The sequence below is a fragment of the Pseudomonas sp. GL_093 genome, from assembly GCF_057837605.1.
This window is the reverse complement of record NZ_CM174448.1, coordinates 6,455,784-6,482,702: the sequence shown is the minus strand read 5'-3', so window position 1 is coordinate 6,482,702 and position 26,919 is coordinate 6,455,784. Positions and strand designations below refer to the sequence as shown.

The 26,919-nt window shown below is 60.3% G+C and carries 21 protein-coding genes and 1 pseudogene; 15 read left to right on the top strand and 7 right to left on the bottom strand.

The window, feature by feature from the left end; translation table 11 throughout:
- The first annotated feature begins 14 nt into the window (after window positions 1-14).
- The 6 genes from dgcA to AC3IUE_RS29935 all read left to right on the top strand — a co-directional run bounded on the left by dgcA (window position 15) and on the right by AC3IUE_RS29935 (window position 8,191).
- Complete coding sequence (dgcA, locus tag AC3IUE_RS29960) at window positions 15-2,075, top strand: dimethylglycine demethylation protein DgcA (protein ID WP_046045305.1); 2,061 nt, start codon at window positions 15-17, stop codon at window positions 2,073-2,075.
- Between the two features lie 169 nt (window positions 2,076-2,244).
- On the top strand, window positions 2,245-4,194 hold the full coding sequence (gene dgcB / locus AC3IUE_RS29955; protein ID WP_489264499.1) for a dimethylglycine demethylation protein DgcB: 1,950 nt from the start codon (window positions 2,245-2,247) through the stop codon (window positions 4,192-4,194).
- On the top strand, window positions 4,194-5,414 hold the full coding sequence (gene etfA / locus AC3IUE_RS29950) for an electron transfer flavoprotein subunit alpha (RefSeq protein ID WP_056739079.1): 1,221 nt from the start codon (window positions 4,194-4,196) through the stop codon (window positions 5,412-5,414). Before dgcB ends, etfA begins: the two co-directional genes overlap by 1 nt.
- A gap of 15 nt (window positions 5,415-5,429) precedes the next feature.
- On the top strand, window positions 5,430-6,200 hold the full coding sequence (gene etfB / locus AC3IUE_RS29945) for an electron transfer flavoprotein subunit beta (protein ID WP_056739081.1): 771 nt from the start codon (window positions 5,430-5,432) through the stop codon (window positions 6,198-6,200).
- Between the two features lie 146 nt (window positions 6,201-6,346).
- Window positions 6,347-6,913 (top strand): GNAT family N-acetyltransferase, encoded by a 567-nt coding sequence (locus tag AC3IUE_RS29940; protein ID WP_489264498.1) that lies wholly within the window; start codon window positions 6,347-6,349, stop codon window positions 6,911-6,913.
- 78 nt (window positions 6,914-6,991) lie between these two features.
- On the top strand, window positions 6,992-8,191 hold the full coding sequence (locus AC3IUE_RS29935) for a retropepsin-like aspartic protease (RefSeq protein WP_489264497.1): 1,200 nt from the start codon (window positions 6,992-6,994) through the stop codon (window positions 8,189-8,191).
- Between the two features lie 680 nt (window positions 8,192-8,871).
- Here AC3IUE_RS29935 and gbcA read toward each other — a convergent pair.
- Entirely contained in the window at window positions 8,872-10,167 is a 1,296-nt protein-coding gene (gene gbcA / locus AC3IUE_RS29930) for a glycine-betaine demethylase subunit GbcA (RefSeq protein ID WP_489264496.1), read from the bottom strand.
- A 284-nt stretch (window positions 10,168-10,451) separates the two neighbouring features.
- Here gbcA and gbcB point away from each other — a divergent pair, with 284 nt between their 5' ends.
- Window positions 10,452-11,552 carry a glycine-betaine demethylase subunit GbcB gene (gbcB, locus tag AC3IUE_RS29925; RefSeq protein WP_056739089.1) on the top strand — a complete coding sequence of 367 codons (1,101 nt, stop codon included), beginning with the start codon at window positions 10,452-10,454 and terminating at the stop codon, window positions 11,550-11,552.
- A gap of 223 nt (window positions 11,553-11,775) precedes the next feature.
- Here the strand turns inward: gbcB and AC3IUE_RS29920 are convergent, their stop codons facing one another.
- The 3 genes from AC3IUE_RS29920 to AC3IUE_RS29910 form a co-directional block, all read right to left on the bottom strand.
- On the bottom strand, window positions 11,776-12,600 hold the full coding sequence (locus AC3IUE_RS29920) for an SDR family oxidoreductase (RefSeq protein ID WP_489264495.1): 825 nt from the start codon (window positions 12,598-12,600) through the stop codon (window positions 11,776-11,778).
- Window positions 12,601-12,841: 241 nt separating this feature from the next.
- A complete protein-coding gene (locus AC3IUE_RS29915) occupies window positions 12,842-13,375 on the bottom strand; it encodes an REP-associated tyrosine transposase (protein WP_489264494.1) in 534 nt (177 codons plus the stop codon).
- Window positions 13,376-13,631: 256 nt separating this feature from the next.
- Window positions 13,632-14,672 (bottom strand): threonine aldolase family protein, encoded by a 1,041-nt coding sequence (locus AC3IUE_RS29910; protein ID WP_046045314.1) that lies wholly within the window; start codon window positions 14,670-14,672, stop codon window positions 13,632-13,634.
- Window positions 14,673-14,805: 133 nt separating this feature from the next.
- Between AC3IUE_RS29910 and AC3IUE_RS29905 the strand changes: the two are divergent.
- The 8 genes and pseudogenes from AC3IUE_RS29905 to fdhA all read left to right on the top strand — a co-directional run bounded on the left by AC3IUE_RS29905 (window position 14,806) and on the right by fdhA (window position 24,545).
- Window positions 14,806-15,137, top strand: a pseudogene (locus AC3IUE_RS29905) (TraX family protein).
- 284 nt (window positions 15,138-15,421) lie between these two features.
- Window positions 15,422-16,675 (top strand): serine hydroxymethyltransferase, encoded by a 1,254-nt coding sequence (gene glyA, locus AC3IUE_RS29900; RefSeq protein WP_033053962.1) that lies wholly within the window; start codon window positions 15,422-15,424, stop codon window positions 16,673-16,675.
- 23 nt (window positions 16,676-16,698) lie between these two features.
- Window positions 16,699-17,949 carry a sarcosine oxidase subunit beta gene (locus AC3IUE_RS29895; RefSeq protein ID WP_007947735.1) on the top strand — a complete coding sequence of 417 codons (1,251 nt, stop codon included), beginning with the start codon at window positions 16,699-16,701 and terminating at the stop codon, window positions 17,947-17,949.
- 14 nt (window positions 17,950-17,963) lie between these two features.
- Window positions 17,964-18,293, top strand: a complete 330-nt coding sequence (locus AC3IUE_RS29890) for a sarcosine oxidase subunit delta (protein ID WP_123368610.1) — start codon at window positions 17,964-17,966, stop codon at window positions 18,291-18,293.
- Window positions 18,290-21,307 carry a sarcosine oxidase subunit alpha gene (locus AC3IUE_RS29885; protein WP_489264493.1) on the top strand — a complete coding sequence of 1,006 codons (3,018 nt, stop codon included), beginning with the start codon at window positions 18,290-18,292 and terminating at the stop codon, window positions 21,305-21,307. The genes AC3IUE_RS29890 and AC3IUE_RS29885 overlap by 4 nt, the downstream gene beginning before the upstream one ends.
- A 129-nt stretch (window positions 21,308-21,436) precedes the next feature.
- Window positions 21,437-22,069: a sarcosine oxidase subunit gamma gene (locus tag AC3IUE_RS29880; RefSeq protein WP_436273336.1), complete on the top strand. Its 633-nt coding sequence runs from the start codon at window positions 21,437-21,439 to the stop codon at window positions 22,067-22,069.
- Window positions 22,070-22,281: 212 nt separating this feature from the next.
- Window positions 22,282-23,139 (top strand): formyltetrahydrofolate deformylase, encoded by an 858-nt coding sequence (purU, locus tag AC3IUE_RS29875; protein ID WP_008147101.1) that lies wholly within the window; start codon window positions 22,282-22,284, stop codon window positions 23,137-23,139.
- A gap of 206 nt (window positions 23,140-23,345) precedes the next feature.
- Complete coding sequence (gene fdhA, locus AC3IUE_RS29870) at window positions 23,346-24,545, top strand: formaldehyde dehydrogenase, glutathione-independent (protein WP_007947729.1); 1,200 nt, start codon at window positions 23,346-23,348, stop codon at window positions 24,543-24,545.
- Between the two features lie 253 nt (window positions 24,546-24,798).
- Here fdhA and AC3IUE_RS29865 read toward each other — a convergent pair whose 3' ends face one another.
- From AC3IUE_RS29865 to AC3IUE_RS29855, 3 genes are read right to left on the bottom strand one after another with little or no spacing between them, the layout of a single operon-like run.
- Window positions 24,799-25,473: an anti-sigma factor gene (locus AC3IUE_RS29865; RefSeq protein WP_489264492.1), complete on the bottom strand. Its 675-nt coding sequence runs from the start codon at window positions 25,471-25,473 to the stop codon at window positions 24,799-24,801.
- Complete coding sequence (locus AC3IUE_RS29860; RefSeq protein ID WP_056741254.1) at window positions 25,470-26,105, bottom strand: sigma-70 family RNA polymerase sigma factor; 636 nt, start codon at window positions 26,103-26,105, stop codon at window positions 25,470-25,472. Before AC3IUE_RS29860 ends, AC3IUE_RS29865 begins: the two co-directional genes overlap by 4 nt.
- Window positions 26,106-26,158: 53 nt before the next feature.
- On the bottom strand, window positions 26,159-26,749 hold the full coding sequence (locus AC3IUE_RS29855) for a fasciclin domain-containing protein (RefSeq protein ID WP_056741255.1): 591 nt from the start codon (window positions 26,747-26,749) through the stop codon (window positions 26,159-26,161).
- Window positions 26,750-26,919: the final 170 nt, after the last annotated feature.

The following is a 26,919-nucleotide window of genomic DNA, read 5'->3' as shown; positions in this document are numbered from 1 at the left end:
TCGAGGAACCCGCCATGGCTTTCGAAGCAATGTTCCAGCCGATCCAGATCGGCAAACTGACCATCCGCAACCGCGTGCTCAGCACCGCGCACGCCGAGGTCTATGCCACCGACGGCGGCATGACCACCGACCGGTACGTCAAGTATTACGAAGAGAAAGCCAAGGGCGGGATCGGCCTGGCGATTTGCGGCGGTTCCTCCAGTGTGGCCATCGACAGCCCGCAAGGCTGGTGGAAGTCGGTCAACCTGGCCGATGACCGGATCATTCCGCACTTCCAGAACCTGGCCGATGCCATGCACAAGCATGGCGCCAAGATCATGATCCAGATTACTCACATGGGTCGTCGTTCCCGCTGGGACGGCGAGCATTGGCCAACCCTGCTGTCGCCTTCGGGCATCCGTGAGCCGGTGCACCGTGCAACCTGCAAAACCATCGAGCCGGAAGAAATCTGGCGGGTGATCGGCAACTACGCCAGCGCCGCCGCGCGGGCCAAGGCCGGTGGCCTGGACGGCGTCGAGCTGTCCGCCGTGCACCAGCACATGATCGACCAGTTCTGGAGCCCGCGCGTCAACAAACGTACCGACGAATGGGGCGGCAGCTTCGAAAACCGCATGCGTTTCGGCCTGGAAGTGATCAAGGCTGTGCGGGCTGAAGTCGGCCCGGATTTCTGCGTCGGCATCCGTCTGTGCGGTGATGAATTCCACCCGGACGGCTTGTCCCACGAGGACATGAAGCAGATCGCCAAGTACTACGACGACACCGGCATGATCGACTTCATTGGCGTGGTGGGGTCGGGTTGCGACACCCACAACACCCTGGCCAACGTTATCCCGAACATGAGTTATCCACCGGAGCCATTCCTGCACTTGGCGGCCGGTATCAAGGAAGTGGTGAAGGCCCCGGTTTTGCACGCGCAGAACATCAAGGACCCGAACCAGGCGACCCGTATTCTGGAAGGCGGCTACGTCGACATGGTCGGCATGACCCGCGCCCACATCGCCGACCCGCACCTGATCGCCAAGATCAAAATGGGTCAGGTTGACCAGATCAAACAATGCGTCGGCGCCAACTACTGCATCGACCGTCAGTACCAGGGTCTGGACGTGTTGTGCATCCAGAACGCCGCGACCTCCCGTGAATACATGGGCGTGCCGCACATCATCGAGAAATCGACCGGTGTGAAGCGCAAAGTCGTGGTGGTCGGTGCCGGTCCTGCCGGGATGGAAGCGGCTCGCGTGTCGGCCGAACGTGGCCACGACGTGACCCTGTTCGAGAAAAAAGAATTCATCGGCGGGCAGATCACTACCGCGTCGAAAGCTCCGCAACGGGACCAGATCGCCGGTATCACTCGCTGGTTCCAGCTGGAACTGGCTCGTTTGAAAGTTGACCTGCGCCTGGGCGTGGCGGCCGATGCGGCAACCATTCTCGACCTGCGTCCGGACGTGGTGGTACTCGCCGTCGGCGGCCATCCGTTCCTGGAGCAGAACGAGCACTGGGGCGCGGCTGAAGGCCTGGTGGTCAGCAGCTGGGACATCCTCGATGGCAAGGTCGCACCGGGCAAGAACGTGCTGGTTTACGACACCATTTGCGAGTTCACCGGGATGTCGACCGCCGACTTCCTCGCCGACAAGGGCAGCCAGGTCGAGATCGTCACCGACGACATCAAACCGGGCGTTGCGATTGGCGGCACCTCGTTCCCGACGTACTACCGCAGTATGTACCCGAAAGAAGTGATCATGACCGGGGACATGATGCTGGAGAAGGTCTACCGCGAAGGCGACAAGCTGGTGGCGGTGCTGGAAAACGAATACACCGGCGCCAAAGAGGAGCGGGTGGTGGACCAGGTCGTCGTCGAAAACGGCGTGCGTCCGGACGAAGAAATCTATTACGCGCTGAAGGAAGCGTCGCGCAACAAAGGCCAGATGGACATCGAAGCCCTGTTCGCGATCAAGCCGCAACCTTCGTTGAGCCAGGCAGGCGACGGCTACTTGCTGTTCCGCATCGGCGACTGCGTGGCGCAGCGCAACACCCACGCGGCGATCTACGACGCGTTGCGGTTGTGCAAGGATTTCTAAGAGCTTGTGGATAACCCTGTGGGAGCGAGCTTGCTCGCGATGAACGATAACGCGGAGTTTCTGATGCACCGCGTCGCCTGAATCGCGAGCAAGCTCGCTCCCACAGGAATCGGGCAAGGCATCCAGGTAGTTTGGCCTGCAAGACCCTGCGGTCTTTGGGAGCTCCACCATGTTGAACACCCTTCTTCCAATCCTGTTGTTCGCTGCCCTGGGCCTTGCCGTCCTCGGCGCGTTGCGGCGGGTGGCTATGTGGCGCCGAGGCCGGGCTTCGAAAGTCGACCTGATCGGCGGCCTGTTCGCCATGCCCAAGCGTTACATGGTCGATTTGCACCATGTGGTCGCGCGGGACAAGTACATCGCCAACACTCACGTCGCCACGGCTGGCGGTGCGGTGGCGTCGATTGTGCTGGCGATCCTGGTTCACGGTTTCGGCCTGCACAATCGCATTCTCGGTGTTGCCCTGTTGGTTGCCTCGGCGGTGATGTTCGTCGGTGCGATTTTCATGTTCCTGCGTCGTCGCAACCCACCGGCTCGCCTTTCCAAAGGGCCATGGATGCGTCTGCCGAAAAGCCTGTTGGCGTTCTCTGCAAGCTTCTTCCTGTTGACCCTGCCGGTGGCCGGCATCCTCCCGGAAAACTTCGGCGGTTGGGTGGTGGCTGCGATCCTCGGCGTCGGTGTGCTGTGGGGCGTATCGGAATTGTTCTTCGGCATGACCTGGGGCGGGCCGATGAAGCACGCCTTCGCCGGTGCCCTGCACCTGGCCTGGCACCGTCGCGCCGAGCGTTTTAATGGCGGCCGTTCCACCGGTTTGAAACCGCTGGACCTGAACGACCCGACCGCGCCACTGGGCGTGGAAAAACCCAAGGATTTCACCTGGAACCAACTGCTCGGCTTCGACGCCTGCGTGCAGTGCGGTAAATGCGAAGCTGCGTGCCCGGCGTTCGCCGCCGGCCAGCCGCTGAACCCGAAAAAACTGATTCAAGACATGGTCGTTGGCCTGGCCGGTGGCACCGACGCCAAGTTCGCCGGCAGCCCGTATCCGGGCAAGGCGATCGGCGAGCACGCCGGTAACCCGCATCAACCAATCGTCAACGGTCTGGTGGACGCTGAAACCCTGTGGTCTTGCACCACTTGCCGCGCTTGCGTCGAGGAGTGCCCGATGATGATCGAGCACGTCGATGCCATCGTCGACATGCGCCGTCACCTGACCCTGGAAAAAGGCGCGACCCCGAACAAGGGCGCCGAAGTCCTGGAAAACCTGATCGCCACCGACAACCCTGGCGGCTTCGCCCCGGGTGGGCGGATGAACTGGGCGGCGGACTTGAACCTCAATCTGATGAGCGAGAAGAAATCCGTCGACGTGCTGTTCTGGGTCGGCGACGGCGCCTTCGACATGCGCAACCAGCGCACCCTGCGCGCCTTCGTCAAAGTGCTGAAAGCGGCCAAGGTCGACTTCGCAGTGCTGGGGCTTGAAGAGCGCGACAGCGGTGACGTGGCCCGACGTCTGGGCGACGAAGCAACCTTCCAGTTGTTGGCCAAACGCAACATCCAGACCCTGGCCAAGTACAGCTTCAACCGCATCGTCACCTGCGACCCGCACAGCTTCCACGTGCTGAAAAACGAGTACGGCCCCTTCGACGGCAACTACCTCGTGCAGCACCACAGCACCTACATGGCGGAAATCATCGGCGCTGGCGCCCTGAACCTCGGCCAGCACAAAGGCAGCAGCGTGACGTATCACGATCCGTGCTACCTCGGCCGCTACAACGGCGAATACGAGGCGCCGCGTGAAGTGCTGCGCGCCCTGGGTATCGAGATCAAGGAAATGCAACGCTCCGGTTTCCGCTCGCGCTGCTGCGGCGGTGGCGGCGGTGCGCCGATCACCGACATCCCGGGCAAGCAACGGATCCCTGACATGCGCATGGAAGACATCCGCGAAACCGGCGCCGAACTGGTGGCCGTGGGTTGTCCACAGTGCACCGCGATGCTCGAAGGCGTGGTCGAACCGCGGCCGCTGATCAAGGACATCGCCGAACTGGTGGCGGACGCGTTGCTCGAAGACGCTGCCCCGAGCAAGCCGACCAAACCGGCCCAACGTGAACCTGCGGAGGCCCACTGATGAGCGACATTATCCGCCGCGACCCACGCGCCGAATGGATCGCCCGTAACCGTTTGCACCCGCTGCACGCGGCCATGCAACCGGCGCAACACAGCTGGATGGGGCCTAACGGCGTCATTCGCAAGAATCCCCATGGCATCGGTTTTATCGGTCCCAACGGCATCAAACGGATTGACCGCAGCGGCGCTCAACAGGGCGGGGCGAGCAAACGCTCGGCTGCGGTTGAAGTGCAATTGCCACTGCATCAAGTGCCTGCACCTGCGTTTTACATCAGCGTGGTGCCAGACATGGTCGGCGGCCGCTTGAGCAGCCACGACCGCGACTTGCTGGGTCTGGCTCACCAATTGGCCGGCAAGGACGGCGCGGTGTTGGCCGTGGTCTTCGGCGAACACAAAGAAAGCGCCTTCGCCACCGCGGGCGTCGATCGCTTGCTGGTGCTGGAAGGTGACGAATTCAGCGGTTATGCACCGGAACAACGGGTCCAGGGCCTGCGGGCTGTGGATAACCAGTTCAGCCCGCGTCACTGGCTGCTGCCGGACAGCCGCAGCGGCGGTGGTGAACTGGGTCGACGCTTTGCCGCAGCACTGGGCGAACGCCCGGCCACGCGGGTCTGGCAGGTTAAGGATCAGGAATGCATCGGTCGCGCCGGTGCCGGTTTGCAGGACCTTGCGCGCCCGGTGGCACGCTTGATCCTGGCTGCCGTCGAATGCGCCGAACCGGTCAGCGAAACCCGTCACGAAGCCTTGCCGGTGGAGTTATCCACAGCGGTGGCGCGCAGTCTCTCGCGCATCGAGGATTTGGGCGCGGTGGCGGTCGATCCGGCGGCGATTCCGATGGCCGAAGCCGAGTTCATCTTCTCCGGCGGCAACGGGGTCAAGGACTGGGGACTTTTCCACAGGACCGCCGAAGCGCTGGGCGCTACCGAAGGCGCGTCCCGAGTGGCGGTGGACGATGGCTTTATGGCCCGCGACCGTCAGGTTGGTGCGTCCGGCACCTGGGTCACCGCGCGGGTTTACGTGGCGGTGGGGATTTCCGGGGCGATCCAGCACCTGCAAGGCATCGGTGCCTGCGACAAGGTAGTGGCAATCAACCTCGACCCTGGCTGCGACATGATCAAACGGGCCGACCTGTCGGTGATCGGCGAGAGTGCAGAGATTCTTCAAGCCTTGATCGATGCGGTAGAGGCTTACCGCAATGAAGCCAAGCGCGATGCGGCTTAAGGAAAGGAAAGGGTTATGAGCACGAAAATCATCAGCCTGGTGTCCATCGGCGCCCACCCGACCTCCGGCCGGCCACGTCGCGCGGAACAGGATGCGCGGGCGGTGGAGCTGGGCCTGCAACTGGCTGGGGATAACCTGCAAGTGCTGCATGCCGGCGACGTCGCGGAACCTGCGCTACGTGCGTATCTGGGCATGGGCCTTGAACAGCTGCATGTGCTTGAGCAGCCGGAAGGCGCCGATGCACTGCCGGCATTGACCGCGTATTTGCGTGACGCCGGGGCTCAGGTCGTGCTGACCGGTAGCCAGGCGGAAACCGGCGAAGGCTCGGGCATGTTGCCGTTCCTGCTGGCCGAAAGCCTGGGCTGGCCGCTGGTCGTCGGGCTGGCTCAAGTTGAATCCATCGACGGTAATTCAGCACTGGTGCTGCAAGCTTTGCCGCGCGGTCAGCGCCGTCGCCTGAAAGTACGGCTGCCGTTCCTCGCGACTGTGGATAACGCCGCGCCGAAGCCTCGGCAGAGCGCTTACGGTCCGGCCCGACGCGGGGTGTTGCAGGCGGATGAAGTCGAAGTGATCGACGATGAACTGCTGGCAGTCGCCACGCTGCAACCGGCCAAGCCACGGCCTAAACGCTTGAAGGTGATCAAGGCCAAGAGCGGCGCGGACCGGATGAAAGCTGCGACTGCCAAGGCCAGTGGCGGTGGCGGGCAGGTGCTAAAAGGGTTGAGCGCCGAGGCGGGGGCTGAGGCGATTCTCAAGTTACTGATCGAAGAAGGCGTGGTCCGCTAACGAATAACCAATACAGATCTAATGTGGGAGCGAGCCTGCTCGCGAAAGCGGTGTGTCAGTCAACATCTCCGGCGACTGATCCATCGCTTTCGCGAGCAGGCTCGCTCCCACAGGGTGCTCCTGTCACCGACATTTATGGGGAAACAATGACCGTTGAATTTCGTTCGGCCCTGCGCGCGGATGCGCGGGAGATTGCTCGTTTGTTTCAGATTTCATCAGAAGGTGCTGCGGATTACATCTGGAGCCATCTGGCGCAGCCCGGTCAGGATTTACTGGACGTGGGCGCCAGTCGTTACGCCCGTGACGACGTCGATTTTTCTTATCAGAACTGCCTCATCGCCGAGGTTGATGGAAACGTCATTGGCATGATGCACAGCTACGTGATGCGTCACGATCCGCTGGCGCCTCCAGTAACCGATCCGGTGCTGGCGCCGTACGCCAAGATGGAAATCCCCGACACCCTCTATATATCCAGCCTGGCGCTCCATGAAGGCTGGCGAAACCAGGGCCTGGGCAAACAATTCCTCGCCTACGCTTACGACCGTGCCAACCAGCTGGGGCTCAATGGCTTGAGCCTGATCGACTACGCGATGAACACCGGCGCCCGTCGGTTTTACGAGCGACATGGCTTTCGTATCGTCGATACCTGCCAAATCACTCCCCATCCGATGATTCGGGTCACGGGTGAGGCCTATCTGATGTATCGGCCCTGATGAGCTACATTTCTCTATGAGCTGCTCAGGGGTGCCGCAGCGCTAGTTCATAAAACTCGTTTCAAGAATGGGTTGAACATGAGGGCGGTCAGTCGGCGTGAGACATGTCTGATCGGCGGCGTGAATTCAAAGTCGTCTCTGGTGCTGTTTGCATTTTTTATCTGTGCAGCAACAAGTTCGATGGCTGATACCCTGCCGGCAGCTGCGGATTTCTACACATGGTTAGAGTCCGAACAGGGACAAAAAGCGACCTTGGCGCAGCTGAAACAGCAATGCGCCAAGGTATTGGATGCTGAAAAAAACCTGAATTGTTCAGTGTCTGTTCTCGCCCGAATGTTCGAGGCCAAAACCGCAAACCAGATTCCCGAATACTATCTGGCGATCAAGCGTCGTCACGCTCAAGCAATCGCGAATGATCCTGAACTCAACGCAATGTTTTCCATGTTCGGCAGCGAATCCCTCGCGACCTTGCGGGCGGTCGGCGATTTCTCGGTGACAAGAGCGAAGCGGCACGAGGTGCTGGCGATTCATCCTTACGCCAGTGACGGTCACGCGACTGACGAGGTGCTGCCCTACCTCGATGTCAAAGCGGCCAATGGTGTCTTGTCGCGCTTCATTCTGGACACCGGCGCACCGCAAACCCGGGTCAACCTCGACACTGCGAAGCTGATGGGAGTCAGGTTATTAAGCGACTCTCACTATGGCTACAGCACGTTTTATGGTGAACGTGACCTGTCTGCCAGACTCGGGATCTTTGAGTCTTTAAAGATAGGCTCAAGCGAGTTCAGAAACGTCCTGGTGTTTGTCAGCGACCGGGAAAACCTGTTGGGGCTTGATTTGCTCGGTAAGTTGGGGCGTTTGAAGGTCACCCAAAAGACCCTGGAGCTTAACGCCGAACCTCCCGCGCGATGTGATTCGCCAATTACCTATGCGCGCATCGACATCAATCAACGACTGACCATTGCCGCACGCCTGGATCGTCGGGCGACGCCGGCGATTATTGACACCGGCAATGTTGATTACCTGACGTCCTCCTCGCCGGGCAACTCACCCATTCATGTCACCGATAAGCCGCGCTCCCAAACCTTCAAGGGTGAATTGAGCCTGGCGGGACATATCCAACTGGTCACTTACAACTACTACCCGGACTTTACGATTCCTCCGTCGTTGTTGCTGGGTCAGTACGTGCCTTCGCTTTTGCTTGGGTGGGGTGCATTCAATGACTATGAGTTGAATCTGGACATCGACTCGGGCCGGTCGTGTTTCAACAGGACCTGATCGAGGTTACCCACAATCCCTGTTAGCGCTTCTGTGGATAACGTGTTCGCCCATCGCTACACCCCATACAAATCAAGCCCTGCAACCCTTCGTACAAAAAACAACCAGCCTAACTTGCGGTTTTTTCGGGCTTTTTCCAGAGGATAACTTTGGAAGCGAGCCAATACTTGCCCCCAATCTCTGTTAGCGCATCTGTGGATAAGATGTTCGCTGTCCTCTACAGACCATATAAACCGGGCTTATCAGGCGAGTGATCAAAAAACGATCAAATCGTCGTTTTAGACCGAGAAACCTCGCGCAAACCCCGATTTATCGCGGCTTCCAACGGTTTTCCACAGATCCGCCCAAGTTGCCCCCAAAGTCTGTTGGCGCTTCTGTGGATAAGGTGTTCGCCATCCTCTGCAAGCCACGTATAACGTGCCTTACAAGCTTTCGATCAAAAAACAACCAATCGCTGCTCAAAACCCTGCTTCTGGATAAGTCACGGATTTTCTTCAGTTTCTGTGGAGAAATTTTGCGCCGTAAACCGAGTTGTCCCCATTTGCTGTGGGTGGAGGTGTGGATAACTTGTTCGCGAACCGCTGCAGCCCCATGCCAGCGGCAGCTCTAAAGCGATTGATCGAAATTTGAACAATAAAAAACCGCGAAACATGTTCGCGGTTTTTTTTCAGCGGGATCGGTCAGCCTTGAACCGGAACCCCTTTGAGGTAAGGCGCAGGTTCCGCGCCCAGATTGTTCAGCAAACGCTCGCTGTACCAGTCCACGAAGTTCACCACGCCAAACTCATAGGTCTTGGAGTAAGGGCCTGGCTGGTAAGCCGTGGAGTTGATGCCGCGCTGGTTCTCTTCGGCCAGACGACGGTCCTGGTCGTTGGTCGCATCCCAGACCTGGCGCATGCGCTCCACGTCGTAGTCCACGCCTTCGACGGCGTCCTTGTGGACGATCCACTTGGTGGTGACCATGGTTTCCTGCGCGCTGATCGGCCACACGGTGAACACGATGATGTGGTCGCCCATGCAGTGGTTCCACGAGTGCGGCAAGTGCAGGATGCGCATCGAGCCCAGGTCCGGGTTTTTGATCCGGCCCATGAGTTTGGCGCAGCCTTGTTTGCCGTCCAGGGTCATCGACACGGTGCCCTTGAGCAGCGGCATGCGCACGATGCGGTTACGCAGGCCGAAGCTGGCGTGGGCGTAAGGGATCTTCTCGGCTTCCCAGGCAGCGGCGGAGGCGGCGACGTGGTCCTTGAAGGCCTGGTCGGCACGCGGGTCAGTGACGTCGTCCCATTCCAGCAGGGTTTTCAGCAGTTCCGGGTGCGACGCGTTGCAGTGGTAGCACTCGCGGTTGTTTTCCAGCACCAGTTTCCAGTTGGCCTTTTCCATCAAGGTGGTGGTAATCGCCACCTTGGTGTTCTCCATGTCGTACGGTTCCATGTAATGGTTCAGCGTCGACAGGAAGTCATCAATGGCTGGCGGATTTTCCGACAGGCTGATGAAGATGTAGCCGCCGGCAGTCTTCACGTTGACCGGTTTGAGGCCGTACTCCTTCATGTCGAAGTCGGCGCCCATCTCGGTGCCGGCGAACAGCAGGCGACCGTCCAGTTCGTAGGTCCACTGGTGGTAGTGGCAGACCAGTTTGGCGACCTTGCCTTTTTCACTGGTGCACAACCGCGAACCACGGTGACGGCAGACGTTGTGGAACGCATGGATCACGCCTTCGGCGCCGCGAATCACGATGATCGGGTTCTTGCCGACTTGCAGGGTCAGGTAGTTGCCCTTGGTCGGGATTTCGCTGGCCATGCCGGCGATCAACCACTCTTTCTGGAAGATTTCCTGCATGTCGATATCAAACAGCCGCTCGTCAGAGTAAAACGGCTGCGGCAGCGAGAAAGTGCGCTCGCGCTCTTGCAGCATCTGCGCGGTGGCCTTGCGTGCGGGTTCCAGCGGATCGCCCAGGCTGATTTTTGCGGTGACGTCCATCGATTTGATCCTCAAGGCCATTCTGTGCGGCCGGCGAAAGTGGCTGATACGGTTTGCTACGCAAGGGTGTAAAGAAATCGTCTTTGTGTGGAGCGAGTGTGGGGCCGGCGCTGGGCAGAACCTTATCCATGGGCGACATGGCCCAATCTGTTCCCGACGCGCAACCCCCGGTAGATGCAGGCTGGTCGCGATAAGTATGTGAATGTCGCAGATAGGTAAATGGGTGGTTCGCACGTTACGCAGAATCGCCAACATAAGGCCGACCATCGGCGGTGGAGAACAGCATGTCCAACAGCTTCCTGAATCCGGTAACCACCCAGACCTGGGCCAATGGTCGACACATCGTCCGTTGCGTCAAAGTCATCCAGGAAACCTGGGATGTGCGCACCTTCTGCTTTATGGCTGACCAGCCAATCCTGTTCTTCTTTAAACCGGGGCAGTTTGTCACCCTGGAGCTGGAAATCGAAGGGGTGCCGATCATGCGCTCCTACACCATTTCCAGCTCGCCATCGGTGCCGTACAGCTTTTCGGTGACGATCAAGCGCGTGCCGGGCGGCAAAGTCTCCAACTGGCTGCACGACACCCTGCACGAAGGCCAGGAGCTGGCGGTGCACGGGCCGGTCGGGCTGTTCAACGCCATGGACTTCACCGCGCCGAAGGTGCTTTACCTCAGCGGCGGCGTGGGCATCACGCCGGTCATGTCGATGGCGCGTTGGTTCTACGACACCAACGGCAACGTCGACATGGTGTTTATCCACAGCGCCCGTTCGCCGAAAGACATCATTTACCACCGCGAGCTGGAACACATGGCGTCGCGGATCGATAACTTCAGCCTGCACCTGATCTGCGAGAAGCATGGTCTGGGCGAACCGTGGGCCGGTTATCGCGGTTACCTGAACCACAAGATGCTGGAGCTGATGGCGCCGGACTTCATGGAGCGCGAAGTCTTCTGCTGTGGCCCGACGCCGTATATGAACGCGGTCAAGCGCATGCTGGAGGCGGTCGGCTTCGACATGTCGCGTTATCACGAGGAATCCTTCGGCGCTACGCCAGCGGAAGCCCGTGCTGATGCGGTGGAGCAAGCCGAAATCGCCGCAGACGCGCCGGACATCGACGTGGCGGACCTGCACCAGGTGGAATTCACCGCGTCCGGCAAGAGCATTCGTGTGGCGCCGGGGGAAACCGTTCACGCCGCCGCTGCCAAGTTGGGTCTGTTGATTCCGAAGGCTTGCGGGATGGGGATCTGCGGGACGTGCAAGGTGATGAAGCTGGGCGGGGAGGTCGAGATGGACCACAACGGCGGGATCACCGAGGAAGACGAAGCCGAAGGGTTCATTCTTTCGTGCTGCAGCGTGCCGAAGGGTGATGTTCGGATTGAGTTCTGATGGAAGTCTGGAAGGGTAGTCAACTTCAAGATCCACCCCTCACCCCAGCCCTCTCCCCAGTGGGGAGAGGGGGAAAGGGGGCAGATCTTCATGCTGTTCAAAACCTGAGCTCACCTCGATATCTCAGGTCGCAAATTTTCTAAAGAAATCCACAGTCAGTCCCCTCGCCCCTTTGGGGAGAGGGTTAGGGTGAGGGGCGGATCTTACTGACACCCTAAACCACTCAGTCGACAAACAGGTCCGGCATCAGCGGGTCGGTGGTGTCAGGCGCGAACCGATACGGTTCAAAGTCCGTCACCCCGTGCTCCCGCAGAATCTCCTCATCAATCAGCAATCGCCCGGTAATGCTGCGACCACTGCTATCCAGAATGACATGGGCGGCATCGGCCATGATCGCCGGCGTTCGTGCGTGTTTGAAGGATTCCCGCGAACCGAGCTGAAACTCGATGGCGGCAGTGGCGATCATCGTCTGCGGCCACAGGGAATTGACGCTGATGCCGTAGTTTTTGAATTCCTCACTCATGCCCAATGTCAGCATGCTCATGCCGTATTTGGTCACGGTGTAAGGGCTGTACTGCGCAAACCATTTGCTCGCCAGATTCAGTGGCGGGGAAAGGCTGAGGATGTGTCCGCCGCTTTTCTTCAGATAGGGCAGGGCGGCCTGGCTGCACAGGAGCACGGCGCGGGTGTTGATCTGGTGCATCAGGTCGAAGCGCTTGAGCTCGATGTGTTGAACCCCGGTCAGTTTGATCGCCCCGGCGTTGTTGATCAGCGCATCAATGCCGCCGAAATGCTCGTTGGCCTTGGCCAGAGCCTCGCGCACCGCGACTTCATCACGCACATCCACCTGCAAGGCCAGCGCCTTGCCGCCCGCGGCTTCGACTTCCTTGGCCACGCTGAAAATCGTGCCCGGCAACTTGGGGTGCGGCTCGGCGCTTTTCGCGGCAATCACAATGTTGGCTCCATCCCGCGCAGCCCGCAGCGCGATCTCACGACCAATCCCGCGACTGGCACCGGTGATGAACAGGGTTTTGCCTTTCAATGACATGCGTGCGCTCCTGATTATTGTTATCTGAGCGGATCAAAACAGCTCGCAGTCAAATGTAGACCAACTCACCAGCCTCCACTGATCGTTCCCACGCTCCGCGTGGGAATGCAGCCCGTGACGCTCCGCGTCACAACGGTGTCCGGCATTGCATCGGCGGTGAGGCAGGAACGCGGAGCGTCCCGAGAGGCATTCCCACGCGGAGCGTGGGAACGATCCCGTTGCAGGGGGCTCGGTTGTCGTCTCAAAACCACTTTTGAATCTCGATCAGTCCTTCCATACCCGCGTAATTTCGGGCGCTTGAATACCTCCAGTGCTCCGGCAAATCCACATACCCACGCTTCACCGGGTTGTAATGAATGTAATCCAGCTTCTGGCGCATCACCGTTTCGCTGTACACCATTTCCGCGTGCGAACCTTCCTGCCACAGCTGATACACCCGGTCCTGCTTGTGCGCGCGTTTGCTGAAACGCAGGCGCTGCAATGCGCGATCGGCGCCTTTGCTTTGCAGGTCGTCGAGGATTTGTCGGGCGGTGAAGGATTTGAATTGGCTGAGGCATTTGATGAGATCCGGAGCTTCTGCGACAAAGTGCAGATGGTTCTCCAGGACCACATAGCCAAACAGCTTTAAATCATGATGGGTTTGCTGATAGCGCCAGCAGTTGAGCAGGTGATCGACGATGTAGGGGCGGATGAACAGCGGGAGCCATTCCATGATCGTGCAGGTCAGGAAGTGCGGTTTGTCGGGTTCGGTGATGGTGTAGCGGCTTCGGCCCATGGGTGCATTCCTTTGCGCGGGAATGACTAGGGTGAGCGGGGTTGTGTGGTGGCGCTAGCGGACAGCGACGCAGAAGGGAGTGGGAAATTGCGACGCGCCACTAATGATCGTTCCCACGCTCCGCGTGGGAATGCCTCTCGGGACGCTCCGCGTTCCTGCCTCACCGCTGATGCAGTGCCGAGCACCGTTGTGACGCAGAGCGTCACGGGCTGCATTCCCACGCGGAGCGTGGGAACGATCAGTAGGCTGGCGGGTTTTACCGGGACATGACTTCGCGAATATCCGCCGCCAATTCCCGTACGCGTTCTTCTTCGGTGTCCCACGAGCACATGAAGCGTGCGCCGCCGTTGCCGATGAAGGTGTAGAAGCGCCAGCCCTTGGCCGTCAGTGCAGCGATGGCCGGTTCCGAGAGTTGCAGGAACACGCCGTTGGCTTGCACCGGGAACATCAGTTCCACGCCTGGAATGTCGCTGACCAGTTCAGCCAACAGCTGCGCGCAGTGGTTGGCGTGGCGGGCGTATTTGAGCCAGGCGTCGTTTTCCAGAATCCCGACCCAAGGCGCCGACAGGAAGCGCATTTTCGAGGCCAGTTGCCCGGCCTGTTTGCAGCGGTAGTCGAAGTCTTCAGCCAGCTTGTGGTTGAAGAACAGAATCGCTTCCCCCACCGCCATGCCGTTTTTCGTGCCGCCGAAGCACAACACGTCGACGCCGGCCTTCCAGGTCAGGTCGGCCGGCGAGCAGCCGAGGAAAGCGCAGGCGTTGGAGAAGCGCGCGCCGTCCATGTGCAGGTTCAGGCCCAGCTCTTTGCAGGTGGCGCTGATGGCGCGGATTTCTTCCGGGGTGTAGACGCTGCCGACTTCGGTGGCTTGGGTCAGGGTCACGACGCGCGGTTTCGGGTAGTGGATGTCCTGGCGCTTGAGCGCGATTTCGCGGATCGATTCCGGGGTCAGCTTGCCGTTCTCAGTGCGGGCGATGAGCAGCTTGGAACCGTTGGAAAAGAACTCCGGTGCGCCGCATTCGTCGGTTTCGACGTGGGCGGTTTCCGAGCAGATCACGCTGTGGTAACTCTGGCACAGCGACGACAGGGCCAGGGAGTTGGCCGCGGTGCCGTTGAAGGCGAAGAATACTTCGCAGTCGGTTTCGAACAGTTTGCGGAAATCGTCGGACGCGCGTGCCGTCCATTCGTCGTCGCCATAGGCGCGTTGGTGGCCGTGGTTGGCCTGTTCCATGGCAGCCCAGGCTTCAGGGCAGATACCGGAATAGTTGTCGCTGGCGAATTGTTGGCTCTTATCGGTCATGGCCCTGCTTTCCGTGGTCGAGGCTCTTATGGTGAAGAATCTCGTGGTCAATGATGGTGCGCACTTTACCGAAGATCATCCGGAGAGCACACGCGATGCGTCTGACAGAAAAATACAAAGACGACGGGCAATTATGCACAGGACGCAAAGGGATGGGGCACTGGATCTGCTCAAGTGGCTGACGCTCTTGAGCATGGTGCTCGATCACCTGCGATATGTCGGTTATTCCGTCGATCTGCTGTATGTGCCGGGGCGACTGGCGTTTCCGTGGTTCTGTCCGCGCGGTTTCACAATGTTGAAGCCATCCTCGGCATCGCCGCTTGTCTGATCGCGCCACTGGCCAGCCTGCTTTTGCTGCGTTACGCCGGTCAGCTTAAGCCTCCGCCTCCAATGCGCCGCTGGGCGTATGCCTTGTATCCGTTGCACTTTCTACTGTTGCTCGCAGTGCGACAGACAATCGCTTAACCCCTGTGGGAGCGAGCCTGCTCGCGATGAGGGAGTGTCAGGCGACATCAATGTTGCTGACTCACCGTCATCGCGAGCAGGCTCGCTCCCACAGGGGATCTCTGCTGGTTTGGAGAGTGTGTTCGGCATGCCATTCTCCGCCATGTCGTAAACGCACCTTTGCGTGGCGTCCGTAGGCATTTGGCCTGTCTGCGCCGGTCATACCATCGCATTCAAAGGGCACTGTCGAAACACCAGTGCCTTACCGAGACGAATGGCGCATAGATGCCGCTGGGAGAGACGCGATGTTCAGCAAGCAAGACCAGATCCAGGGTTACGACGATGCACTGCTGGCGGCGATGAATGCCGAGGAGCAACGCCAGGAAGATCACATCGAGCTGATCGCGTCAGAGAACTACACCAGCAAACGCGTCATGGAAGCGCAAGGCAGTGGCCTGACCAACAAATACGCCGAAGGCTATCCGGGCAAGCGCTACTACGGTGGCTGCGAGCACGTCGATAAAGTTGAAGCGCTGGCCATCGAACGCGCCAAGCAGCTGTTCGGTGCTGATTACGCCAACGTGCAGCCGCACTCCGGTTCCTCGGCCAACAGCGCCGTGTACCTGGCTCTGCTGCAAGCCGGCGACACCATTCTGGGCATGAGCCTGGCCCATGGCGGTCACCTGACCCACGGCGCCAAAGTGTCGTCCTCGGGCAAGCTGTACAACGCCGTGCAGTACGGCATCGACACCAAAACCGGTCTGATCGACTACGACGAAGTCGAGCGCCTGGCCGTCGAGTGCAAGCCGAAGATGATCGTCGCCGGCTTCTCTGCTTACTCCAAGACCCTCGACTTCCCACGCTTCCGTCAGATCGCCGACAAGGTCGGTGCCCTGCTGTTCGTCGACATGGCTCACGTTGCAGGTCTGGTCGCTGCCGGCCTGTACCCGAACCCGCTGCCGTACGCCGATGTGGTCACCACCACCACCCACAAGACCCTGCGCGGTCCACGTGGCGGCCTGATCCTGTGCAAGTCCAACGAAGAAATCGAGAAGAAGCTGAACGCTGCAGTTTTCCCGGGTGCACAGGGCGGCCCGTTGATGCACGTCATCGCTGGTAAAGCGGTGTGCTTCAAGGAAGCGCTGGAGCCAGGTTTCAAGGCCTACCAGCAACAAGTGATCGACAACGCCCAGGCCATGGCCGGCGTATTTATCAAACGCGGCTACGATGTAGTGTCCGGCGGTACCGATAACCACCTGTTCCTGGTCAGCCTGATCCGTCAGGGCCTCACCGGCAAAGAGGCGGATGCAGCACTCGGTCGCGCCCACATCACCGTGAACAAGAACGCTGTCCCGAACGATCCACAGTCGCCGTTCGTGACCTCCGGCCTGCGCATCGGCACCCCGGCGGTGACCACTCGCGGCTTCAAGGTTACCCAGTGCGTCACGCTTGCCGGCTGGATCTGCGACATCCTCGACAACCTCGGCGACGCCGATGTCGAGGCCAATGTTGCGCAGCAAGTTTCGGCCCTGTGCGCGGACTTCCCGGTTTATCGCTGAGCGCGGTTTTGGAGTAAATGACTATGCAACGCTACTCGGGCTTCGGCCTCTTCAAACACTCCCTCAGCCATCACGAAAACTGGCAGAAGATGTGGCGCACGCCGACCCCTAAAAAGGTCTATGACGTGGTCATCGTCGGCGGTGGCGGGCATGGTCTGGCGACCGCCTACTACCTCGCCAAAGAGCACGGCATCACTAACGTGGCCGTGGTCGAAAAAGGCTGGCTGGGCGGCGGTAACACCGCGCGCAACACCACCATCGTTCGCTCCAACTACCTGTGGGACGAGTCGGCGCACCTGTACGAACACGCAATGAAATTGTGGGAAGGCCTGTCCCAGGACCTGAACTACAACGTGATGTTCTCCCAGCGCGGCGTTTACAACCTGTGCCACACACTTCAAGACATTCGCGATTCCGAGCGTCGTGTCAGCGCCAACCGCCTCAACGGCGTGGACGGCGAACTGCTCGATGCCAAACAAGTGGCTGACGAGATTCCGTACCTCGACTGCTCGAAAAACACTCGCTACCCGGTGATGGGCGCTACCGTCCAGCGTCGCGGCGGCGTGGCTCGTCACGATGCCGTGGCGTGGGGCTTTGCCCGTGCCGCCGACGCCTTGGGCGTTGACCTGATTCAACAGACCGAAGTGATCGGCTTCCGCAAGGAAAACGGTGTGTGCATCGGCGTTGAAACCAATAAAGGCTTCATCGGCGCCAAGCGCGTCGGTGTCGTGACCGCCGGTAACTCCGGGCACATGGCCAAACTCGCCGGTTTCCGTCTGCCGATCGAATCGCACCCGCTGCAAGCGCTGGTGTCCGAGCCGATCAAGCCGATTATCGACAGCGTGATCATGTCCAACGCCGTACACGGTTACATCAGCCAGTCCGACAAGGGCGACCTGGTGATCGGCGCCGGCATCGACGGCTACAACGGCTACGGCCAGCGTGGTTCGTACCCGGTGATCGAGCACACCATTCAGGCCATTGTCGAGATGTTCCCGGTGTTGTCCCGCGTGCGTATGAACCGTCAGTGGGGCGGCATCGTCGACACCACGCCGGACGCATGCCCGATCATCTCGAAAACCCCGGTCCCGAACATGTTCTTCAACTGCGGTTGGGGCACCGGTGGCTTCAAGGCAACACCTGGCTCGGGCAACGTGTTTGCCGCGAGTCTGGCCAAGGGTGAAATGCACCCATTGGCTGCACCTTTCTCCATCGACCGTTTCCACAACGGTGCGTTGATCGATGAACACGGCGCTGCTGCGGTTGCCCACTAACAGGAGAAATCCCCATGTTGCATATCTTCTGTCCTCACTGCGGCGAACTGCGCTCCGAAGAGGAATTCCACGCATCCGGCCAGGCGCACATCCCGCGTCCACTGGATCCGACCAACTGCACCGACGAGGAGTGGGGCGACTACATGTTCTTCCGCGATAACCCTCGCGGTCTGCACCACGAGCTGTGGGATCACGTCGCCGGTTGCCGTCAGTACTTCAACGCCACCCGTGACACTGTGACCTACGAGATCCTCGAGACTTACAAGATCGGTGCAAAGCCACAATTCACCGACAAGACCGATAGCCCGAAAGCGGCCGCCACGGCTCTGGGAGAGAAGGTATGAGCCAGATCAATCGCCTGTCCAACGGCGGACGGATCGACCGCAACAAAGTGCTGAGCTTTACCTTCAACGGCCAGAGCTACAAAGGCTTTGAAGGCGATTCCCTGGCCGCAGCCTTGTTGGCCAACGGTGTCGACATCATCGGTCGCAGCTTCAAGTATTCCCGTCCGCGCGGCATCTTCGCCGCCGGTGCCGAAGAGCCGAACGCCGTGCTGCAAATCGGCGCGACCGAAGCCACGCAGATCCCGAACGTACGCGCCACGCAACAAGCGCTGTATCAAGGTTTGGTCGCCACCAGCACCAACGGCTGGCCGAGCGTGAACAACGACATGATGGGGATTCTCGGCAAGGTCGGCGGCAAGCTGATGCCGCCGGGCTTCTACTACAAAACCTTCATGTACCCGCAATCGTTCTGGATGACTTACGAGAAGTACATTCGTAAAGCCGCCGGTCTTGGCCGCTCGCCGACCGAGAACGATCCGGACACCTACGACTACATGAACCAGCACTGCGACGTGCTGATCGTCGGCGGTGGCCCTGCTGGCCTGGCCGCTGCACTCGCTGCTGCCCGCAGCGGTGCCCGTGTGATCCTCGCCGATGAACAGGAAGAGTTCGGCGGCAGCCTGCTCGACTCCCGCGAAAGCCTCGACGGCAAGCCTGCTGCCGAATGGATCGCCAGCGTCATCGCCGAACTGAAAGACACCCCGGACGTGCTGCTGTTGCCGCGCGCCACAGTCAACGGTTACCACGACCATAACTTCCTGACCATTCACGAGCGCCTGACCGATCACCTCGGCGACCGCGCCCCGATTGGCCAGGTCCGTCAGCGCATCCACCGGGTTCGCGCCAAGCGTGTAGTGCTGGCGACCGGCGCTCACGAGCGTCCACTGGTTTACGGCAACAACGACGTGCCGGGCAACATGCTCGCCGGCGCTGTGTCGACTTACGTGCGTCGTTACGGTGTGGCACCGGGTAAAAAACTGGTGCTGTCGACCAACAACGATCACGCCTATCGCGTTGCTCTGGATTGGCTCGACGCCAGCCTGCAAGTCGTCGCCATCGCCGATGCCCGCAGCAATCCGCGCGGTGCGCTGGTTGAAGAAGCGCGCGCCAAAGGCATCCGCATCCTGACCGGCAGCGCCGTGATCGAGGCCCGTGGCAGCAAGCACGTGACCGCCGCTCGCGTTGCCGCGATCGATGTCAAAGCGCACACCGTGACCAGTCCTGGTGAGTGGCTCGAGTGCGACCTGGTTGCCAGCTCCGGCGGTTACAGCCCGGTGGTTCACCTGGCGTCGCACTTGGGTGGCAAGCCGATCTGGCGTGAAGACATCCTCGGTTTCGTACCGGGCGAAGCACCGCAGAAGCGCGTGTGCGTCGGTGGCATCAACGGCGTTTATGGTCTCGGCGATTCCCTGGCCGATGGTTTTGAAGGCGGCGCTCGCGCAGCCAGCGAAGCCGGTTTCAGCGTGGTCGAAGGCACCTTGCCGAAAGCCCTGAGCCGTCTGGAAGAGCCAACACTGGCGCTGTTCCAGGTGCCGCACGAAAAGAACACCGCACGTGCGCCGAAGCAATTCGTCGACCTGCAAAACGACGTCACCGCGGCCGCCATCGAACTGGCAACCCGCGAAGGCTTCGAGTCGGTCGAACACGTCAAACGCTACACCGCACTGGGCTTCGGTACTGACCAGGGCAAGCTCGGCAACGTCAACGGTCTGGCCATCGCCGCCCGTTCGCTGAACGTGACCATCCCGCAGATGGGCACCACCATGTTCCGCCCGAACTACACGCCGGTGACCTTCGGCGCCGTGGCCGGTCGTCACTGTGGGCACATCTTCGAGCCGGTGCGTTTCACCGCGCTGCATCACTGGCACGTGAAGAACGGCGCCGAGTTCGAAGACGTCGGTCAGTGGAAGCGTCCTTGGTACTTCCCGAAAAGCGGTGAAGACCTGCACGCCGCCGTGAAACGCGAATGCAAAGCCGTGCGCGACAGCGTCGGCCTGCTGGACGCTTCGACCCTGGGCAAAATCGACATCCAGGGCCCGGACTCGCGCGAGTTCCTCAACCGCATCTACACCAACGCCTGGACCAAGCTCGATGTGGGCAAGGCCCGCTACGGCCTGATGTGCAAAGAAGACGGCATGGTCTTCGACGACGGCGTAACCGCCTGTCTCGCCGACAACCACTTCGTGATGACCACCACCACCGGCGGCGCTGCACGCGTGCTGCAATGGCTGGAAATCTACCACCAGACCGAATGGCCAGACCTGAAGGTGTACTTCACCTCCGTGACGGATCACTGGGCAACCATGACCTTGTCCGGGCCGAACAGCCGCAAGCTGCTCAGCGAAGTCACCGACATCGACCTGAGCAACGAAGCGTTCCCGTTCATGACCTGGAAAGAAGGTCTGGTCGGCGGTGTGCCGGCGCGGGTATTCCGGATTTCGTTTACCGGTGAACTGTCGTACGAAGTCAACGTGCAAGCCGACTATGCAATGGGCGTGCTGGAAAAAATTGTTGATGCTGGCAAGAAGTACAACCTGACGCCATATGGCACCGAAACCATGCACGTGCTGCGGGCCGAGAAGGGCTTCATCATCGTCGGCCAGGACACTGACAGCTCGATGACCCCGGACGACCTGAACATGGGCTGGTGTGTTGGTCGCACCAAACCGTTCTCGTGGATTGGCCAGCGTGGCATGAACCGCGAAGACTGCGTGCGTGATCAGCGCAAACAGTTGGTCGGTCTGAAGCCGATCGATCCGACCAAATGGCTGCCAGAAGGCGCGCAATTGGTGTTCAACACCAAGCAAGCGATCCCGATGACCATGGTCGGTCACGTCACCTCCAGCTACTTGCACAACTCCCTCGGCTATTCGTTTGCCATGGGTGTGGTCAAGGGCGGCTTGAAGCGCATGGGTGAGCGTGTGTTCGCACCGCTGGCCGATGGCAGCGTGATCGAGGCGGAAATCGTTTCTTCGGTGTTCTTCGATCCAAAGGGTGATCGCCAGAACGTATAAGTCGATCGTTCCCACGCTCTGCGTGGGAATGCATCCCGGGACGCTCCGCGTCCCAAGAGCGGACGCAGAGCGTCCATGGCGGCATTCCCACGCAGAGCGTGGGAACGATCAACAAAAGAAAGGTGCTTTATGACCGCAGCCAATGTTTACCAACAACGCCCAACCACTGGGGCCAAGGCCGAGTCGTCGCTGCATCACGCCGACCTCGCCAGCCTGGTGGGCAAGGGTCGCAAAAGCGCCGGCGTGATCGTGCGTGAGAAAAAACTCCTCGGCCACCTGACCATTCGTGGCGATGGCCATGATGCTGCGTTCGCTGCCGGGGTGCACAAAGCTCTCGGTATCGAATTGCCGGGCGCGCTGACCGTCGTCGTTAAAGGCGAAACCAGCCTGCAATGGATGGGGCCGGATGAATGGCTGCTGATCGTGCCGACCGGTGAAGAGTTCGCCGCCGAGAAGAAACTGCGTGAAGCGCTGGGCGACCTGCACATCGCGATCACCAACGTCAGCGGCGGCCAGCAACTCCTCGAACTGAGCGGCCCGAACGTGCGCCAGGTGCTGATGAAGTCCACCAGCTACGACGTGCACCCCAACAGCTTCCCGGTGGGCAAGGCTGTGGGGACCGTGTTTGCCAAGTCGCAACTGATGATCCGCCATACCGCCGAAGACACCTGGGAACTGCTGATTCGTCGCAGCTTCTCGGATTACTGGTGGTTGTGGTTGCAGGATGCGGCCGCCGAATACGGCTTGAGCGTCCAGGCTTAAAAGCCACCCCTCACCCCAACCCTCTCCCCATGGGGGAGAGGGGGAAAGGGAGCCGATTTGTGTTGTTCTTGAACCTGAGTTCGACTCGGTTTAACAGGTCGCAGTAACTTTGCCAGTCACTGCGATCAGTCCCCTCGCCCCTCTGGGGAGAGGGCTAGGGTGAGGGGTGGATTTCCCTGACACCCAGCACAATGAACAGGAGTCACCGCACTATGAGCCGCGCCCCAGACACATGGATTCTGACCGCCGACTGCCCAAGCGTTCTCGGCACCGTGGACGCGGTGACCCGCTTTCTGTTCGAGCAGGGCTGCTACGTCACCGAACACCATTCCTTTGATGATCGGCTTTCGGGCCGTTTCTTCATTCGTGTGGAATTCCGTCAGCCCGACGGCTTCGACGAACAAGCCTTCCGCGCCGGCCTCGAAGAACGCGGCCAAGCCTTCGGCATGATCTTCGAACTGACGGCGCCGAACTACCGCCCGAAAGTGGTGATCATGGTTTCCAAGGCCGATCACTGCCTCAACGATTTGCTCTACCGCCAGCGCATCGGTCAATTGTCGATGGACGTCGCCGCCGTGGTTTCCAACCACCCGGACCTCAAGCCGCTGGCGGACTGGCATCAGATTCCGTACTACCACTTCCCGCTGGACCCGAACGACAAACCGTCGCAGGAGCGTCAGGTCTGGCAGGTGATCGAAGAGTCCGGCGCCGAACTGGTGATCCTTGCCCGCTACATGCAAGTCCTGTCGCCAGAGCTGTGCCGCAAACTCGACGGCAAGGCGATCAACATCCATCACTCCCTGCTGCCCGGTTTCAAGGGCGCCAAGCCTTATCACCAGGCCTACAACAAGGGCGTGAAACTGGTCGGCGCCACGGCGCACTACATCAACAACGACCTGGACGAAGGCCCGATCATCGCCCAGGGCGTAGAGGCTGTGGACCACAGTCATTACCCGGAAGATTTGATCGCCAAAGGGCGGGATATCGAAGGGCTGACCCTGGCCCGGGCCGTGGGTTATCACATTGAACGACGAGTGTTTTTGAACGCCAATCGCACGGTCGTTCTTTAGATCGCTATCGCGAGCAAGCTCGCTCCCACAGGGATTTGTGTGGTTCGCAGACCTTGTGTACACCCCGATCTACTGTGGGAGCGAGCTTGCTCGCGATGGCGGCATAACAGACAACACAAGACACACAAGCAATAACCCGAGCAATCAACGCGCCGCCGTTCCATGGCGACGCGACCGCTACATAAAAACAACAGCGAGGTGAAAGCATGTCTGGCAATCGTGGTGTGGTGTATCTCGGCAATGGCAAAGTCGAAATACAGAAAATCGACTATCCAAAAATGCAGGACCCGCGCGGCAGGAAGATTAACCACGCTGTCATCCTGCGTGTGGTTTCCACCAACATCTGTGGTTCCGACCAGCACATGGTGCGTGGCCGTACTACCGCTCAAACCGGCCTGGTACTGGGCCACGAGATCACCGGTGAAGTGATCGAGAAGGGCAGCGACGTCGAAAACCTGCAAATCGGCGACCTGGTGTCCGTACCGTTCAACGTGGCTTGCGGGCGCTGCCGTTCCTGCAAGGAAATGCACACCGGTGTTTGCCTGAGCGTTAACCCGGCGCGTCCGGGCGGTGCTTACGGTTATGTCGACATGGGCGACTGGACCGGCGGCCAGGCTGAATACGCGATGGTGCCGTATGCCGACTTCAACCTGCTGAAACTCCCGGATCGCGATCGCGCGATGGAAAAAATCCGCGACCTGACCTGCCTCTCCGACATCCTGCCGACCGGTTACCACGGCGCAGTGACGGCGGGCGTTGGCCCGGGCAGCACCGTGTACATCGCTGGTGCCGGTCCTGTCGGTCTGGCTGCTGCCGCTTCCGCTCGCCTGTTGGGCGCAGCGGTGGTGATCATCGGTGACGTCAACACCGTCCGCCTGGCGCACGCCAAGGCTCAGGGTTTCGAAATCGCCGACCTGTCCCTGGACACCCCGCTGCACGAACAGATCGCTGCACTGCTGGGCGAGCCAGAAGTGGATTGCGCCGTCGACGCCGTGGGCTTCGAAGCGCGCGGTCATGGTCATGACGGCGTGAAACACGAGGCTCCGGCCACCGTGCTCAACTCGCTGATGGGCGTGGTTCGGGTTGCCGGCAAAATCGGTATCCCAGGCCTGTACGTGACTGAAGATCCGGGTGCAGTCGATGCAGCCGCGAAAATGGGCAGCCTGAGCATCCGCTTCGGTCTGGGCTGGGCCAAATCCCACAGCTTCCACACCGGCCAGACGCCAGTGATGAAGTACAACCGCCAGCTGATGCAGGCGATCATGTGGGACCGTATCCACATTGCCGACATCGTGGGTGTGGAAGTCATCAGCCTGGATGACGCGCCACGTGGTTATGGCGAGTTCGATGCGGGCGTGCCGAAGAAGTTTGTGATCGATCCGCACAAACTGTTCAGCGCAGCGTAAGGCTTCACGCAAAACAAAGGCGACCTTCGGGTCGCCTTTTTTGTGTTTTTGATGTTGGCAGATCGAGAGGTTTGTCGTATTCGAAACCCACCCCTCACCCCAGCCCTCTCCCCGGCGGGGAGAGGGGGAAAGGGGGCCGATCTCTATGCTTTTCAAACCTGAGTTCGACTCGGACTTTCAGGTCGATGTACATCGAAAGAACAACTCGGTCAGTCCCCTCTACCTCCGGGAGAGGGCTAGGGTGAGGGGTGGTTTACAAGGCCGCCAACGCCCCTTGATACAACACCGGTCCCGTCGGTTGCCCCGTCGGCGAACCACCCTGCGGCTCAAGACTCACCGCCAACGCAATCGGCTTGCCGATCAACGTCTTCTGCGTATCGCTCAGCTCTACGCGCCCCTTGCCGCCCGCCGGAATTACCCCAAGGGAAATCGGCTTGCCATCCGCTGGAATCGCCCACAGCTCCAGACTTCGCCCCGGGTCAACCGCTGCCAGCGTCAGCGGCTCAACGTTCAAATAATCCTCATGCGCTTCAACCTTCAGCGCAGGCTGCGCGTCGGCCGCCAGCAGCGTGGCGCTGTAACGCGCACTGTCGCGGTTATAGATCACACCCAACGTCACGGCGATCACCAGCGAGCAAACCGCAGCCGTCACTCGCAACCAGCTCCAGAACGGACGTTTTTCCGGCATGTGCAGCACTTGCGGCTCAATCCGCGCCGTAATGCCCTGCCACACCCGATCCGGCACCGGCTGCTCGGGCAGCGCTTCGGTCAAACTGGCCAGGCTTTCCTGCCACTGCGCTAATTCCGCACGAAGCGCCGCGTCTTCCAGCAACAGCTGTTCGAAACGCCGACGAGCGGCAGACGGCATCAAGCCAATGGCGTAATCGGCGGCGAGGGCGCGGCGCAGGGTCGGGGTTTGATAGTTCATGATTCAAGGCACCTGCGCAGTCGCTCCATACCGCGGCGGATCCAGGATTTCACCGAGCCCAGCGGCGCGGCCAGGTGTTCGGCGAGCTCAGAGCAGGACAGCCCCTGAAAGTAAGCCACGGTGATCGATTGACGCTGCATGCCGTCGAGGCTTTCCAGGCAGCGGTTCAAGGCGTTGGCCTCACGGGCACTGCTTAGCTGTTCGTGGGCCGATGGGCTTTCATCCACCAGCGCCTGTTCTTCAAGGTCACTCAACGGCCGGTCGCGGTGTTTGCGCAACTGATCGATGGCCTGATGACGGGTGATGTTGATCATCCAGGTCAGCGGTGCCGACAGATGCGCCTCGTAGCGCGAAGCGTTGTTCCAGATGCGCACGAAGCTTTCCTGCAGCACTTCTTCAGCCAGATCCGGCCGCCCCATGAATCGCAGCGCTACGCCATGCAGCCGTGGGCCGACGCTGCGGTAAAGCGTCTCGAAAGCGCGGCGGTCGCCCAGTGAACACTGGGCCAGAAGCTGCCTGAGCTGATCGGCGTCGGCGATGGGAATGGCAGTTCTCCAGGCAATCGAGGTGGGCTGGGTGAGGTGCCGGTTGCAGGCAGAGGTTAGTTCACGGTGCGCGGTAGTTCCATTCATGGGCGGCCACCTCGGAAACCGCCGACCCTGATGCGCAGGGTCGGCGGCACGCCTCAGCTTTTCGGCATCAGTACTTTGTCGATGACCTGAATCACACCGTTGGACTGGTACACGTCATAGGTGGTGATGTCGGCGACGTCACCTTTTTCATCCTTGATCGTGATGTTGTGCGGACCGTTCATCATTGCCCACAGCTTGCCGCCTGCGACGGTGGTCAGTTCGGCCGTGCCGCCACCAGCCTTGATCTTCTCGGCCAGGGTCATCATGTCGAGTTTCCCGGCGACCACGTGGTAGGTGAGGACGTGAGTCAGGGTCGCCTTGTTGGCGGGTTTGAGCAGGGTATCGACCGTGCCGGCCGGCAGGGCGGCGAAGGCCGAGTTGACCGGGGCGAACACGGTGAACGGGCCTTTGCCCTTGAGGGTATCCACCAGGCCTGCGGCTTTCACGGCGGCGACCAGGGTGGTGTGGTCGGCGGAGTTCACCGCGTTATCGATGATGTCCTTGCTCGGCATCATGCTCTGGCCGCCGACGATGACCGCGTGGCTCGTGTCTGCCGCTTGCACAGTGTTCAGGACGAATCCGCCGCCAAGGGCCAGGGTCAGCAGGCTGGCAATCAACGGCGTTTTGATCGAAGTGCGTTTCATGGTGATGATCCTCGTGCAGGGAATCGGCCAGGAATGTCTGTCCGTGCTTGATATACGCGGGCGGGACCAGACTGGATGCAGCGCCGGTCAATTCTTTTTCGACTGTTCGTCGGGGGCTCGCCAAGACTCGGAACAATCCCCTGGGATGCCAGTCCAACACACGGTTTTTC

Excerpts from the sequence above, each read along its gene's own strand:
- dgcA (WP_046045305.1), top strand. The coding sequence starts at position 15 with ATGGCTTTCGAAGCAATGTTCCAGCCGATCCAGATCGGCAAACTGACC.
- dgcB (WP_489264499.1), top strand. The coding sequence starts at position 2,245 with ATGTTGAACACCCTTCTTCCAATCCTGTTGTTCGCTGCCCTGGGCCTT.
- etfA (WP_056739079.1), top strand. The coding sequence starts at position 4,194 with ATGAGCGACATTATCCGCCGCGACCCACGCGCCGAATGGATCGCCCGT.
- etfB (WP_056739081.1), top strand. The coding sequence starts at position 5,430 with ATGAGCACGAAAATCATCAGCCTGGTGTCCATCGGCGCCCACCCGACC.
- AC3IUE_RS29940 (WP_489264498.1), top strand. The coding sequence starts at position 6,347 with ATGACCGTTGAATTTCGTTCGGCCCTGCGCGCGGATGCGCGGGAGATT.
- AC3IUE_RS29935 (WP_489264497.1), top strand. The coding sequence starts at position 6,992 with ATGAGGGCGGTCAGTCGGCGTGAGACATGTCTGATCGGCGGCGTGAAT.
- gbcA (WP_489264496.1), bottom strand. The coding sequence starts at position 10,167 with ATGGACGTCACCGCAAAAATCAGCCTGGGCGATCCGCTGGAACCCGCA.
- gbcB (WP_056739089.1), top strand. The coding sequence starts at position 10,452 with ATGTCCAACAGCTTCCTGAATCCGGTAACCACCCAGACCTGGGCCAAT.
- AC3IUE_RS29920 (WP_489264495.1), bottom strand. The coding sequence starts at position 12,600 with ATGTCATTGAAAGGCAAAACCCTGTTCATCACCGGTGCCAGTCGCGGG.
- AC3IUE_RS29915 (WP_489264494.1), bottom strand. The coding sequence starts at position 13,375 with ATGGGCCGAAGCCGCTACACCATCACCGAACCCGACAAACCGCACTTC.
- AC3IUE_RS29910 (WP_046045314.1), bottom strand. The coding sequence starts at position 14,672 with ATGACCGATAAGAGCCAACAATTCGCCAGCGACAACTATTCCGGTATC.
- glyA (WP_033053962.1), top strand. The coding sequence starts at position 15,422 with ATGTTCAGCAAGCAAGACCAGATCCAGGGTTACGACGATGCACTGCTG.
- AC3IUE_RS29895 (WP_007947735.1), top strand. The coding sequence starts at position 16,699 with ATGCAACGCTACTCGGGCTTCGGCCTCTTCAAACACTCCCTCAGCCAT.
- AC3IUE_RS29890 (WP_123368610.1), top strand. The coding sequence starts at position 17,964 with ATGTTGCATATCTTCTGTCCTCACTGCGGCGAACTGCGCTCCGAAGAG.
- AC3IUE_RS29885 (WP_489264493.1), top strand. The coding sequence starts at position 18,290 with ATGAGCCAGATCAATCGCCTGTCCAACGGCGGACGGATCGACCGCAAC.
- AC3IUE_RS29880 (WP_436273336.1), top strand. The coding sequence starts at position 21,437 with ATGACCGCAGCCAATGTTTACCAACAACGCCCAACCACTGGGGCCAAG.
- purU (WP_008147101.1), top strand. The coding sequence starts at position 22,282 with ATGAGCCGCGCCCCAGACACATGGATTCTGACCGCCGACTGCCCAAGC.
- fdhA (WP_007947729.1), top strand. The coding sequence starts at position 23,346 with ATGTCTGGCAATCGTGGTGTGGTGTATCTCGGCAATGGCAAAGTCGAA.
- AC3IUE_RS29865 (WP_489264492.1), bottom strand. The coding sequence starts at position 25,473 with ATGAACTATCAAACCCCGACCCTGCGCCGCGCCCTCGCCGCCGATTAC.
- AC3IUE_RS29860 (WP_056741254.1), bottom strand. The coding sequence starts at position 26,105 with ATGAATGGAACTACCGCGCACCGTGAACTAACCTCTGCCTGCAACCGG.
- AC3IUE_RS29855 (WP_056741255.1), bottom strand. The coding sequence starts at position 26,749 with ATGAAACGCACTTCGATCAAAACGCCGTTGATTGCCAGCCTGCTGACC.